The sequence below is a fragment of the Enterococcus songbeiensis genome (assembly GCF_005405265.1).
In the GTDB taxonomy this organism is placed as follows: Bacteria; Bacillota; Bacilli; order Lactobacillales; family Enterococcaceae; genus Enterococcus_C; species Enterococcus_C songbeiensis.
In genome coordinates this window covers 24,067-37,867 of sequence record NZ_BJDS01000022.1, presented here as the reverse complement: position 1 = coordinate 37,867, position 13,801 = coordinate 24,067, and the positions used below count along the sequence as shown (strand labels likewise).

Genomic DNA, 13,801 nt, shown 5'->3' with positions numbered 1-13,801 from the left:
AGCGCCTTTAGACGCTGGCTAGTAACGGGGGCTTACAGCCCCAGAGCAAACCACCCGTTTGACGGGTGGTTATGATTTCTGCTACTTTTTCCGCTAGTACCGACTCAAATAAATCTTCATCCAGACCAATCATAATAAAATCATCAAAAACAGTAATCGGTCTTCTCAAAATTGTTGGATGCTGACACAAGATCTCAACTGCAACTTCATTTTGCAAGTCGTCTATTTCAATCTCCAGCCGTTGAAATTCTTCACACCATTCTGCAATCAGTTTGGCTGTATTTCCAGAACAACGATTAACAAGTAGTTCAGCATCTTCTAACGCCAAAGTAGAGCCGTTTACTTCCACTTCCTCAAAATCCAGTTCATGTTCAGTCAACCAGTGCTTTACTTTTTTACAAGTTAAACATGCTGTCGATCCAAAGACCTTGATCATCCTCAACACCCTCTTTACTTGATCACCTTGTTAAAAACAAAATGGACTTTAGTCACAAAGTAATTGTAACAATTTTCGCTTGTTTTAATCAAATAAAAAGGACTTTTTTTATAATTTTGAATAAAAAGGATACTTATTAAAGAAATCCTTTTTTATGATAACAACTTTTTTAAAGATGTTTTTTTCTATTTAATTAGTAACACTTTTCCTTCTATGCAGTTGCGTAGCATTCAAATAAATCAGCCCTGCAAAGAGTGAGGGGGTGATTGTAAACCCGAATTGTGGTTTTAGTATCATTAGTAGAGGAATAATCAGAAATAAGAGACTATTCAACAAACTAAAATACCATTTGCGCAAAACATAAAATATTGCCATTTGCATGACACTCTTTATTCCACTTTCTGGGTTACGAACTTGAAAGTACCAACTATTGATACTAAACGACAAACCCACGATAGCAAGTACCAAGAACAGAGGAATAAACCATTGACCATTGGGAAGTTTGGCAAAAAAAGCGACATCTGTTAATGCAACCACAATTGAAAACCAGCCGATTAACCAATAAATAAGGCCTCGAAGCCAAAATTGTCGAAATGCTGAAAAAAAATACTTCACAGGTTGTACATCTTTTTCTTCTTTAAATCGATCAATCATTGCAATCAAGGCAATCATTCCGGGTCCCCAAAAGAGTAGGGCGACTAAAAAGAAGAGAGTATTTTTCAGGTCAATTGCTAAACTAATCGTTGCAAAAAAGAAAGGGAGATTCACAAGCGTAAAACAGAGACTACTCATCAAAAAAATATAGGCCCATCGAAATAGTTTCATATAGATATTATTTTCAAACGTTTGTTTTCGCACTATTGTTCTCTCCCTTTGTATTCGATTAATTTTACCCTTTCATACCTGAAGTGGCAATTCCTTCTACAAAATATTTTTGCATCATCAAGAAGACGATTCCTACTGGTAGGATTGATACAACAGAAGCTGCCATGATCAAAGCATATTCCGCATCGAACAAGCCCACAAACATTTTTAATCCTAATTGAATCGTTTTATTTTCTGTTGAAGATAAATAGATGAATGGTCCCATGTAATCATTCCATGTATTAACAAAAGTAATAATCGTCAAGCTGGCCAATGCCGGTTTGGTCAATGGTAAAATGATTCGACGATAAATGCCCCATTCAGACAACCCATCGATCCGTGCACTTTCACAGAGCTCATCAGGAATACTACTGTAATACTGTTTCAATAAGAAAACGCCAAAGGCGCTAAAAGCCTGTAGTAAAACCAGAGACCACAAGGTATCGGTCAACTTAAATTGACGCATCATGATAAATTGGGGAATCATATATGACTGCCAAGGAACGGCAATTGTTCCAATATAAGCAAGAAATAATGTGTCCCGCCCTTTAAAATGCATTTTCGAAAAGCCATACGCTGCGAAACTTGAGGTCAACAATTGAATCAAGGTAATAATTATACTTAGAAAAGCTGTATTCTTGAAAAAAGTCAATAACGGAATCCGATCCCAAATAACCGAATAGTTTTCTGGGTGCCAAGTCTTTGGTACCCACTGAATAGGCACTGTAAACACTTCATTATTGGTTTTAAACGAAGCTGATAACATCCAAAAGAATGGGATCAATGTTACAAGAGCGAGAAATGTTAACAGGACAATTAAGACTATACGACCGATGGTCAATTTTTCACTTTTTCTTTTTACTTTTGTTTTTGAAACGGTTGCCTCCATCTCTATCCCTCCTATGCTCTTTCTTGGATTTGATTCCATTTAAATTGAATGACTGTAATTACTAAAACGATAACGAACAACACCATCGCAATGGCTGAAGCGTATCCAAAATTAAATTTCACAAAGGCTTCATTATAGATTTCATAAACCAAGACATTGGTTGCCCGTCCAGGACCACCTGCCGTCATTACTTGTACCAAATCAAAGATTTTAAAGCAGTTAATGACAAGCATGATTGTAACAAAAAATGTCGTAGGACGAAGCGAAGGAATCGTGACATTTAAAAACTGTTTCCATCGGTTCGCACCATCCATCGAAGCGGCTTCGTACAATTCCTTTGGAATACTTTGTAAACCAGCTAGATACAAGATCATATAATAGCCCATGCCACGCCACACACTGACGATAACAATAGCGGTCAATGCCCAATCAGAACTAGAGGTCCAGCCTGGAGGGTTAGAAATAAAGTTCAATAAAAATTGATTAATCGGTCCCATCGTTGGATGAAATAACATATTCCATACTACGGCGATCGCAACTAATGACGTCACATAAGGAAAGAAAAACGCCGTTCGGAAAAATTTCATACCACGGATCTTTTTATTGAGTAGGATAGCTAGACCTAACGAACAGATAAGCGTTAATGGAACAACACCAATCGTATACAAAAAGGTATTTTTAAGCGAAATCCAAAAGGTGTCGTCTCCCATCATTTTAGTAAAGTTTTTTAATCCTACAAATTCCGGTGTAGCAAAAGAGTCCCATTTCATGAATGCCAAAATTAACGAAAAGATAACAGGAATCAAGGTGAACAGAAAGAAACCGATAAAGTTTGGGGCAATAAACGACCAAGCAGTCAAAGTATTTTTTCTGCGTAATTTACTTGCATTTTTTGATTTAGATGTAATTTCCATATATTTTCTGATTGGATTTTTAAAAATTGACCCAATCAGACTCCTCCCTTCAAACCAAGACTATGTATGTAAGAGCGGCAGATACCGCTCTTACCAATAAAATAGTTACTCAGTTTCGGTTTTCACACGTTTTTCCATATTAGCAATTCCCTTTGCTGGTTTTTCATCTCCAACCATGATTAGTTCATGTTCTTCTTGCAATACTTTATCAATTGCTGGACCATTCTCATTTATAGGAAATTCAATAGCCACGGTGTCAGGATTGAATGCTTTTTGAGAAATTTCATCAGAAGGCATTCCTTTACGTGAGAAGTAAAGTTCATCAATAGCATCTGTTTTATAGGACGGAACAACACCGACTTCAGCTAAAACTTTTGCTCCTTCTTCACCTGAACAGAAGTCTAAGAATTTTTGGGCAGCTTCTGCGTGTTTTGAGTTTTTATTGATTGCAAAAGCAGTTGGTGAACCAAAGGTAGTCACATCGCCGCCTTTTTCTTTTTGCGGCATTTCAGCAATTCCCCACTCTACGTCTGTTTTTCCATCATCAATATTTGTTAAGATAGCACCCATATACCAAGTACCCATAGTCATCATTGCAGCTTTTGAATTTTCAAATTGTGATTGGTAAGTTACTTTTGTTGATTTAGCAGTCCCGAAATCCATTTGTGATTTATCTGCTTGCATGCGTAATGCGCGATCATAATATTCTTCCATAAAATCATATTTTGGTTCTACAAGGTTCGCACCGTTTTGAGCAGCTGCGATTGCTTGAATCGTTGATCGCCATGTATGTTGATACGTACCATAGACTTGATCTTCAGGTTTAGATAATTTTTTAGCAATTTCTTCATACTCATCCCAAGTTAAATTGCTAGGATATTCGATTCCAGCATCATCAAACATTTTTTTATTGTAATAAAGAACCCAGAAATCTGTTCGATAAGGTTGCGCGAAGGTTTTGCCATTCACATCGTACATTTCATAACTTGCTTTTGCAGGATCTATATCAATATCCTTGATATGGTCTGTAACGTCAACCAATTGATCACGTAGCGCATAATTTGAATAAGATAATAAATTCTTCATTGTTAAAATATCAGTTGTATCGCCTGAAGATAGCATCGTCGTCAATTTTGTATCATAATCATCTGATGCAATATCAACTGGTTCAACGGTAACTCCTGGATTTTCTTTTTCAAAAGCTCTAAAAAGTTTCGCAAATTCCGGAGTCGTATCATAATTCCACGTTGTAACTGTTAATTTGATGTCTCCATTTTTATCAGAATCAGCAGCACTGTCTGATCCAGACCCTCCACCACAGGCAGCCAATGCTGCAACAATTCCTACTAATGCAGTTGCCGTCAAACCTTTTTTCCAAAATTTCATTTTAATACCTCCATTAAAATTTTTTAAGGGTTTCCCCGTACTACCAATATCGATACCAGCTAATTGCAAGTCGTGTGAGTGCTTCCACATAATAGTAGTCGCCCCAAATCATACATTCATCAACGCCCTTATCACTTTTCTTATCATAGACGCCATGAAGTAAAATCCCATTTGATTCTGGTGTATCTTTTGTCGTATAGTTTTCTGCTAATTGCTTCATAATTTCTAAAGCCACAGTTTCATAAAGTTGATGTTTCTCATCCGACAGAGGCAATTGCCGTGAAAGTTCGAGCAGTCCACAGGCAGCAATCGCTGCAGCAGAACTATCTCGCTCCTCACCACTACCATCAGTAAAAATAAGGTCCCAATAACAAATTTTATCTGCCGGTAATTCTTTAATAAAATAATCTGCAAGATTCTTGGCCGTTTCTAAGAAAGTAGAATCACCAGTATGAAGATAACTCAAAGTAAAACCGTAAATTCCCCATGCCTGACCTCTAGCCCAACACGATTCGTCAGAATAACCTTGTTGTGTTTTACCAAATTTCGCTTTACCTGTTTCGATATCAAAATAATAGGTATGGTATGTCGTGTTATTGGGACGAACAATATATTTTTGTGTTTGTTTTGCATGGGCATAAGCAGCTTTTTTGTAGGAATCCTCACCAGTCATTTCAGAAGCAAAGTAGAGTAGTGGGAGATTCAATAAGCAATCGATAATCATACGTCCCTGTTGTTCTTTGTCTTCTAAATCCCCCCATGCTTGAATAATCTGAGCTTTCGGAGAATAGCGTTCCATCAAAAGATCTGCGGCCTTGATAGCCATGCTCTTTGATTTTTCGTTATGATTTACTTGATAGTCGGCAATCGCTGATAAAACATACAAAAAACCAATATCATGTGTCTCTAACTCGATTCTATTATCTAATCGATGTTGAAAAGATTCCATCTGACTGGCAATCGTTTGATCGTAGTCATTCGATTGTGTCATTTCCTTTGCCAGAAAGAGCATTCCCACCCAAAAACTTGCTGTCCAATCAATATTTTCTTCTGGCTGATAAACTAAATTTTTGCTTGCCGCCGGTGGAACCAAGGAATGAAATTGATCTTGATTTTCACGAATTTTTTTTAGTACAAAGTCAACCTCCTTCGTTAACCATGTTAAGTCGTTTATTGCTCCTAAAGTTTCCATTTTTTCCTCCTAATTTATTAAAGTTACTATTTTTCTTTCATTTCCTTGTTGAACAATAACTTTATTTTCTATTACTTGTATCTCTGGAACCTCCAACTGCTCTTCAGGAAGCAATCCGCTGACTAATGAGACTAACAGATGTTTACCTGCTCCTATTCTCGTTTTTAGATGAGGTAAAATCGTCGTTGGATAAAGAAGGTTTGTATTTGGTTCTGTTTTTACGATATCTGCTTCTAAAAATCCATGGATACCTTCAATCAATGAGGTTCCAATTTTTGTTGTTGCTACTGCTTTTATTTTCTGTGTCTGCGGTATCTTTCCTTCAAATGGAACACTATAGGCTCCTTCATACCCATAAAGTTCTCTTTCCGTTTCTATTTCATGGATACGGATGTGACAGCTTTCTAAAGGAAGAATCGTACTTTTGATTTTTACATTCGACCATGGCTGCCAGTGATGAATAATTCGATCATCCTGAATTTCAAAAAATATATCTAGTTCCTTCGTTCGAAAATAGTGATTATCTTCGGACAAAGCTAAACAGTTATCATATGCACCTTCGTAATACCAATAGTTGCTTTTCGGAACACTGAATCCAAAGTGAGAAGAATAAACGAACTTGCTATACTTTGCGCTAGCATGACTTTGAAAATTGATGAATTGTCCCGCTGGAAACATCTGCGCATGGCTGGTATCTTCGTTGAACTGATAAAAATTTCGACTTTCAGGTAACGCTATCATTTTTCTTGTGAGATTTAATGGCTCCACCTTGGCTTGCCAATATGGATGCTCTTTGGGAACAGCCAAAAGAATGAATGTTTTAAATGCCCAATAAGGAGATCCTGGACCATTGTATCCTTCAGCAAAAACTAAATTTTGATAATGATAGCCAACCGTCAGCAGACCGTCAGTCGTAAACATTTCTTGCTCCATCCAGTTGTGTAAATGTCTGCTTATCAATCCCTTGATTTCTCCCCAAGGAAGTGCTTCAACATTTGCAAAAACTAACGCTGAGAAAAAGGAAACTTGTGCAAAACGGTATGTTAGACTTCTGCCAAATGGAACTGCCTCTCCATTTGCTGCAAACCAATACTTGAATGTTTGAGCAAATTCAGTTGCTCGCTTCTTCATAACACTGACTCGCTCAGGATCTTCTGATTCCATAAAGTGGCAATAAATTAAACTATAGTAATGGATGGCAAATGAAACATAGTAATCAACCTGTGTTTCGACACCGTCACAATACCAACCCTTGTTCTGGTAAAAGCTATCTATAATCGTTAGATCCTTATTAATAATTTCTTGGGAGTAAGGCATATCACAAAATTTCATTGCAAGATTAACTAACACTCTAAAGAAATGCCAATTATTTCGCGGAATTTGACGTTCGTTGACTTGAATCAACCAATGATGAAGATTTTCTTTTTCTATTTTTGTTAAATGATTCCATGTTTTTTCTTTATTAAGTAGTAACAAAGTACTTAAGGATGCCATTTCTACTATCAACTGATCAAAATCATCGACTTCTCCCCAGTAATCTTTACTCTGAGGATTTGTTCCAGCAATAATTCCATCTAGATATTGTTCCAAGAAAGGGGTATCATTGTCTACAAGATAAGGACCTAACCCCCAAAGTGGTCTTAAAAATGCTTCCACTTCTTGTCGAGGTTCAGTATAAACAGTTCCGTGGTTACCAAGTTTTAAATGTCCTAAGTTCTCTTTCGTAAAGAAAGAAGACAGTGGTTGAAACAGGTCTAGGAAACCCTCCTCCATATTTTTCTTTGTCAAAAAAGGATTTTTTCTGATTGTCTGCAACATATTTACTCTTCCTTTTCTATCAGCGTTCCTTTGAGGAAGCCATAGTATTCACCATAAACGATAATTCGATCACCAATTTTAATTGGCTTTTCTTGCTCGTTAAAAATCTGATAGTTGCTCGTGCCGCTTTTTAAAATAAATCGGTCACCTTTTTTTATTTTCATTTGCTTGCTGTCACTTTGAAGAACCGTTCCGTGAATTTTAATAAATTCATTTAAGGAAACCTCACCACTCTGTAATTCCTCTTCTGAGTATGACTTTGCTTTATCCTTTAGTTTCTGCTCATACTCACTTGTAAAACTGACTTGTGTGTCTGCTTCCTTTGAATTATCCTTACAGCTTGTCAGCAAAGAAAAACTAATTAGTAGTAGAAAGAGTAGGAAAGCTGATTTTTTCATTCATTTTCCCCTTCCGTTCTTTAAAACGCTTTCTTTAATTAGATATTACTTTTTTTTACCAAAAAAAGCAATAGAATTTTGGTAAAAAAATAGAATTTTTTTCTAAAACAAATTATTAACTTGATTTTTTTACTAAAATAGAAATATACTAGTACTAGATTTAATTACAGTAAGGAGATATTTTATGGCCACTATTACAGATATCGCCCGTGTCGCTGCCGTATCTATTTCAACAGTCTCACGCGTACTAAACTATGATTCTACTTTATCCGTTACCGAAGAAACAAAACGAAAAATCTTTGAAGCAGCTGAAGAATTAAACTACACAAAATACAAAAAGAAAAAAAACAAAAATGGTGAAAAAAACGGCCCCGAACCTCTTCTCCCTCCTAAAAACGAATGTTCTATCGGAATCATCCAATGGCGGATGGATGATGAAGAGTTAGAAGATATCTACTATATGTCAATTCGACTAGGAGTCGAGAAAAGAGCCGCAGAATTAGGGTATAATGTCTTGAAAATCTCTCAAATCGATGACCAATCCTTGCAGTCAGTAGATGGTATTTTAGCAATTGGTAAATTTACCCAAGAAAAGGTCAAAGAGCTAAATGCTCTGCACAACAACCTTTGCGTAATCGGTAGTAACTTTCCACTTGAAGATTATGATTCCGTCAATACTGATTTTTCTCAGGCAACAGAATTAGCATTAGCCCATCTGTTAGAATTAGGTCACGAGAAAATTGCCTTTATCGGAGCGGAAGAAAGTCAAAATATGTACAGTCATCGTCCTTACAAAACGCCTACAACGAACACGTACATTGATATGATGAAACAGCATGGTCTATTTAACGAAGATTTCTTTATCGTAAAAGAAAACAGTCGGCTAGATGTTAAAACTGGAGAACTTCTTACTAAGCAAGCTTTAGAAAAATGGCAAGAAAACTTACCTACGGCTATTTTAGCTGCCAATGATGCATTTGCCATCGGCGTAATTCACACATTGACCGAAAGAGGCATTCGCATTCCTCAGGAAGTTAGCGTCATGGGGATAAACGATATTTCGATTTCTCGCTATGTATCGCCTGCTTTATCAACAGTTCGAGCTTTTACCGAAGAAATGGGTGAACAAGGGGTCAATGCTCTGCATGAACGAATCATAAATCCTGGGATTGCCCGAAGAATTTTTCTCAGCACAGAACTTATCTTACGTGAATCAACAACAAAACCCAGAAAAAATTAATAAGATCCAGTGATTCTCCGTCGTTGTAGCCGGTAATCACTGGATCTTTTTTCATTCTGTCAACTGAATCATTGTGAGGCATTCTATTTGCTGTTTTGCCTGTACCTCATTTTGAATCAGATAGGCCTTCTCAATCTTTCCTTCATGATTAGGATAACTTTTTTCAACACTAGTGACTGTTCCGGCATCAACAGACAGCTCACATTTTTTTTCACCAATTAATTTGATCCTTTTATTCTCCAGCTCTGGTTTTATTTTTGAAATAAAAGTCTCAACGATTTTATTTTTCTCCTTTAAAAAAGTAAATTGATCAGTGATTTTTACTTTGCGTTTTTTTGGATCTACTCTAAAATGACGAATAAACGTTTTGACAAAAGCTTCTGTGGGATAAATAGAGCCTAGGGATAATTGAAAGTGAAACTCCGCGCCCTCTTGATGACAACAAACACTTTCTGCTCCCACTTTCCCTGGTAGTTGAGAGTAGCCATTAATAATCGGTAAACTGTGACTTAACGCAGAAGGTACAAAAAAATCATAGCGCATTTTTTCGTTAAAATAGTCTTTGGTATATTCACCAGCACCAAGATCCGTTAGAAATAATTCTTTGCCATTTCCCACGATGAAATGACCGATATCTAAATGATTGTGACTTTCATCATTTCGCCCACCCTTTGCGGCAAATTCAAAATCTTCTTTTTCAGAACGCAAGATGAGCCATTGGGCATCTTCAAAGTATTTTTTTCCTTCCGGTTTAGCCACTTGCTTATTCATCGGTTTTGTCCAGCTAAGATTTCTATACAACTGTGCAAAACGGTAGCAAGCGTCAAATTCAAGTGAACTTGCTGCTTCAATCTTTGGAATTGAAACTTGAAAATATTCATGACAGAAACTGAGTAACCCACTGGGAAGATCGGGTTGTGCGTAATCGGAAAATGGGACGTATCCTTTCTCATTTATCATGACGGAATAAGGAAAAGCAGCAATATTCTTAACCTTTTTGTTTGCAAGATACCTGGAATCCGATAACTTATCTTCCAACATTTTAGCATAATAAATAAAGTACCCAAATCCATATCCCCAATAGCTGACACCTTCCACACAAGCACCATCTGCACCGAATCCCCTTAAATAGCTTTGCATGGATTTATCCAATCGTTGAATGATTGTCCTCTGCCGTTGACTCCCCATTGAAAGCATAGATAGAGCAATCATTCCTATACAACCACCGATTACAGCACTCCAATTGTTTTCCTTTTCTTCCCAATCCCAAGGACGTGACTCAAAAGGAAGGAGAATTCTCCGCTCGACTTCCTGAAAGATTCTTTCCTTAAGAAAAGGAGATAGCTTTTGTCCAATCAACTCAATAGTTTCAATCAAAGCCTGTCCAGTTTCAGCAGCAAATAAATCTAGCCACACAGGACTAGCTGTTCCATATCGATTCTCAATTAAAGGTAAATGAGCGGGTAAAGCCCAAGTATACTCGTTGCAGATTTCCCAAAGCGTTTGTTCCAGTAGATTTTCTGTTTGCTCATCTGTGTCTTGAAGAAGCGATAAGGACAATACCGCCAGCTCACGTCTTCTAGCGAAGTATTGTTCCTCATAAGTTAAGCGATTACCGGTTTCTGTATAGGATAAAAATTCTTTTAAGGATAATTCTGAAACCCTCATTCTTTTTACATACTCTTGCCTTGCTGCCTCAATTTCATCTTGCAATGATTTTGTATTATTCATTTCCCTATCATCCTCTCATTCTGAAACTGATTGACCAAATAATTCAATTTCAGTAAGTGCTGGAAATGGAGAAGAATCTGTTGATTGTTTTAATTCACTAAAAACAACCCCATCGACCTGACGTTTAGAAAAATCAAAATACTGTGGCAAATCAGATTTTATTGTGTGAAAAATTTCCGATGTTCCGTCTGAAAAATGTAATGTAACACTTTCCCAATAATTATCATGAGGAAAATCTGCTCTTAAAGTAAAACCAACTCGATCAAGTTCAACGATTCGACCAAAATCAATAGACAACGCCGCATCTTTCTGCTGATTAATTCCCCAAGATTGATAAGGATATGATCCATGGGAGTGGTGTGCAAAAATACCATCGATAGCATTACAAGCAAAGAAGGTCGCATCATTTCTAGTTTCCACATTCGCATAAGCATGTGGAAAAGCACCACTAAAATTCTTTTGGTCATGAGGATTCAGTGCTAAATTACGATAACTGTTTATCTCCATTGGGGTAGCGACTCTCACACTTAAGTAATGTCTTTTTCCCGAAAAACGATTATCCGGTCGTGCCTCCTGTGCATTGTCTGTCATCGTTATCAGGTAGTCCCACGTTGTCTCTTTTAGAAAAATCAGACTTGAGTCCAAAGTCTCATCCAATTTTACAACAAGATGTGTATTTGGAGAGGCCACCTGTATCCTTATTCGATCGCCCTCTTCAAAAATTAAATCTTGCGTTGCTAAGTAAGCCCTATCATTTCCTTCCGCTCGCATTGGTTTTCTAACTTCTTCATAATCATTTTTTCCAAATTTAACCTGTTCTTTATCATTTAAAATTTCTAAGATAATCTTTCCCATTTTGCACTCTCCTTTTTTACTAATTATAACTTTTTTACAAAAAAATCAATAGCTTTCTTAGACTTTTTTTACTAAATAAAGTAAAATTTATTTTATTAAGATAATTTGAGGTGAATGGTATGAATTTATTTAACACAGCTTTGAAAAGAAATCCTTTGAAAACCCGTGAGGACATGGAGCAAGCTTTAGTCGATCTATTGGATCCTGTCTATCAGCTCATGGCATTACAAGAAACACCTGGACGTTTTCACATCAGTGACAGTGGATCAGTCTACGACGAAGATCGTCGTGATATTGAAGGTTTCTTGCGGACACTTTGGGGTGTGGGACCTTTATGCAGCTCTTTTAAAAATACCCAAAAGTATTCTCACTATTTTCATCAAGCAAACAGAGGTATTTTAATCGGTACAGACCCTGATTCTGATTTTTACTGGGGTGAACTACATGATTATGATCAATTGTTTGTTGAAATGGGGGCCTTAGCCACCTACTTGATTTTGACTAAGGAATTCTTCTGGGATCATTGCTCCGAAATAGAGAAAAAAAGAATTTATCATTGGTTAGATCAAATTAATCATCATGTTATACCAAATACAAACTGGCTATTTTTCCGAATTTTAGTCAATACCTTTTTTGAAAAAACAACTCTAGGATTTTCACAGGAACAAATAGAAACTGATCTTGCACATATTGATACTTATTACTTAGCAGATGGTTGGTATTTCGATGGTTACGAGGACCAAATTGATTACTACATTCCTTTTGGCATGCAATATTACGGTTTATTATTTAGCAAACTGACTTCTGATGTGACGCACCCATTTGTTAAAACGTTTCAAGAACGTGGAGCTATCTTTGCTCAAACTTTTAAGAATTGGTTCTCCAATACTGGTGCAGCACTGCCGTTTGGTCGTAGTCTAACCTATCGATTTGCTCAGTCCAGCTTTTTTGCTGCTGCTGCCTTTTCAGGAATCGATTTTGTTGATTTTCAGGCCTCAGAAGCAAAGTATCTTATACTAAACAACATGCGAAATTGGTTTCAACAACCTATTTTTACTTCAGAAGGTTTCTTATCAATTGGTTATTACTACCCTAATCTGGTCATGGCTGAAGGCTATAACGCCCCTGGTTCTCCCTATTGGTCCTTTAAAAATTTTCTTTTATTAGCACTGCCAGAGACTGATCCATTTTGGCAATTACCAGAACAAGTACCTGACTTTCCTATACAGCAAAAAAATACCCACAGCCGAATGCTGTTAGTTCATAGTCATGATGGAAATGAATTACAGGCTTTTACTGCAGGACAACACTCCCATGAGCATGCTCATGGAGACAGCAAATATGAAAAATTTGTCTATTCAACTACGTTTGGTTTCAGTGTACAAAAAGGAAATACATTGCCGAAACAAGGTGCATATGATAATACTTTGGCTATCTCTGAAACGACGACCCACTTTAAAACCGCCTTTGGTTATGAAGATTACGCAATCCATGACAATTATGTATTTTCAAAATGGGTTCCCTATCCAGATTGTGTAATCAAAAGTTTCATCATTCCATGCTATCCTTGGCACTTTCGTGTACATCTTGTGGAAACCAATCGCTCAATTCATTTAATAGCTGGAAGTTTTTCTGCCCCGCTGGATGGAAAGACAATTCAATCTGCATCCGACAAAATTCTTTACCATAGTTCAGCCGGCACTGTAGGCATACAAACTTTCTCTCCTTGTTTAACATGTGAATTAACTAATCCGGAGCCTAATACGAATTTACTCTTTAATCGAACTGTCTTACCCATCGTAACGACTCATTTAATACCCGGCAAACATCTGCTTTTACTTTCGTGCCTAGGAAATGCCGGAGAGGTGCCTATTCCTGATCTTGATAACGTTAAATTATCTCAAAATAAATTGATCTTTACTATTTATAGGAAAAATTTAGAAGTAATTCTTGAAGAATTATAGACAAGAAAAAGAACCAAATTCCTCACTGATACTCTGAGTCATTTGGTTCTTTTTAAAAGTAATCTAAACATTATTTACTTCGCTTTTCCTAGACAAACTTCACCCGAAAAAATA

At 36.8% G+C, this 13,801-nt stretch carries 12 protein-coding genes; 2 read left to right on the top strand and 10 right to left on the bottom strand.

Features of this window, described 5'->3' with window-relative positions; genetic code table 11:
• Positions 1 to 7 precede the first annotated feature (7 nt).
• From FFM66_RS09975 to FFM66_RS09940, 8 genes are all read right to left on the bottom strand, one after another.
• On the bottom strand, positions 8 to 436 hold the full coding sequence (locus tag FFM66_RS09975) for an ArsC/Spx/MgsR family protein (protein WP_137605825.1): 429 nt from the start codon (positions 434 to 436) through the stop codon (positions 8 to 10).
• A 189-nt stretch (positions 437 to 625) separates the two neighbouring features.
• On the bottom strand, positions 626 to 1,294 hold the full coding sequence (locus tag FFM66_RS09970; protein WP_246038437.1) for a YesL family protein: 669 nt from the start codon (positions 1,292 to 1,294) through the stop codon (positions 626 to 628).
• Positions 1,295 to 1,325: 31 nt separating this feature from the next.
• Positions 1,326 to 2,228 carry a carbohydrate ABC transporter permease gene (locus FFM66_RS09965; RefSeq protein WP_371851520.1) on the bottom strand — a complete coding sequence of 301 codons (903 nt, stop codon included), beginning with the start codon at positions 2,226 to 2,228 and terminating at the stop codon, positions 1,326 to 1,328.
• Positions 2,201 to 3,103, bottom strand: a complete 903-nt coding sequence (locus tag FFM66_RS09960; RefSeq protein ID WP_137605819.1) for a carbohydrate ABC transporter permease — start codon at positions 3,101 to 3,103, stop codon at positions 2,201 to 2,203. Before FFM66_RS09960 ends, FFM66_RS09965 begins: the two co-directional genes overlap by 28 nt.
• 105 nt (positions 3,104 to 3,208) lie before the next feature.
• On the bottom strand, positions 3,209 to 4,489 hold the full coding sequence (locus FFM66_RS09955; protein ID WP_137605818.1) for an ABC transporter substrate-binding protein: 1,281 nt from the start codon (positions 4,487 to 4,489) through the stop codon (positions 3,209 to 3,211).
• Positions 4,490 to 4,529: 40 nt separating this feature from the next.
• Positions 4,530 to 5,681 carry a glycoside hydrolase family 88 protein gene (locus FFM66_RS09950; protein ID WP_137605817.1) on the bottom strand — a complete coding sequence of 384 codons (1,152 nt, stop codon included), beginning with the start codon at positions 5,679 to 5,681 and terminating at the stop codon, positions 4,530 to 4,532.
• 9 nt (positions 5,682 to 5,690) lie between these two features.
• Positions 5,691 to 7,499, bottom strand: a complete 1,809-nt coding sequence (locus FFM66_RS09945; RefSeq protein WP_137605816.1) for a DUF2264 domain-containing protein — start codon at positions 7,497 to 7,499, stop codon at positions 5,691 to 5,693.
• A 2-nt stretch (positions 7,500 to 7,501) separates the two neighbouring features.
• Positions 7,502 to 7,897 carry a hypothetical protein gene (locus FFM66_RS09940; RefSeq protein WP_137605815.1) on the bottom strand — a complete coding sequence of 132 codons (396 nt, stop codon included), beginning with the start codon at positions 7,895 to 7,897 and terminating at the stop codon, positions 7,502 to 7,504.
• 184 nt (positions 7,898 to 8,081) lie between these two features.
• Between FFM66_RS09940 and FFM66_RS09935 the strand changes: the two genes are divergently transcribed.
• Positions 8,082 to 9,137 (top strand): LacI family DNA-binding transcriptional regulator, encoded by a 1,056-nt coding sequence (locus tag FFM66_RS09935; RefSeq protein ID WP_137605814.1) that lies wholly within the window; start codon positions 8,082 to 8,084, stop codon positions 9,135 to 9,137.
• 51 nt (positions 9,138 to 9,188) lie between these two features.
• Here FFM66_RS09935 and FFM66_RS09930 read toward each other — a convergent pair whose 3' ends face one another.
• Positions 9,189 to 10,868, bottom strand: coding sequence for a heparinase II/III family protein (locus FFM66_RS09930; RefSeq protein WP_137605813.1), 1,680 nt, complete (start codon positions 10,866 to 10,868; stop codon positions 9,189 to 9,191).
• A 15-nt stretch (positions 10,869 to 10,883) separates the two neighbouring features.
• A complete protein-coding gene (locus tag FFM66_RS09925; RefSeq protein WP_137605812.1) occupies positions 10,884 to 11,723 on the bottom strand; it encodes a hypothetical protein in 840 nt (279 codons plus the stop codon).
• Positions 11,724 to 11,842: 119 nt separating this feature from the next.
• Here FFM66_RS09925 and FFM66_RS09920 point away from each other — a divergent pair, with 119 nt between their 5' ends.
• On the top strand, positions 11,843 to 13,687 hold the full coding sequence (locus FFM66_RS09920) for a DUF2264 domain-containing protein (protein ID WP_137605811.1): 1,845 nt from the start codon (positions 11,843 to 11,845) through the stop codon (positions 13,685 to 13,687).
• Positions 13,688 to 13,801: the final 114 nt, after the last annotated feature.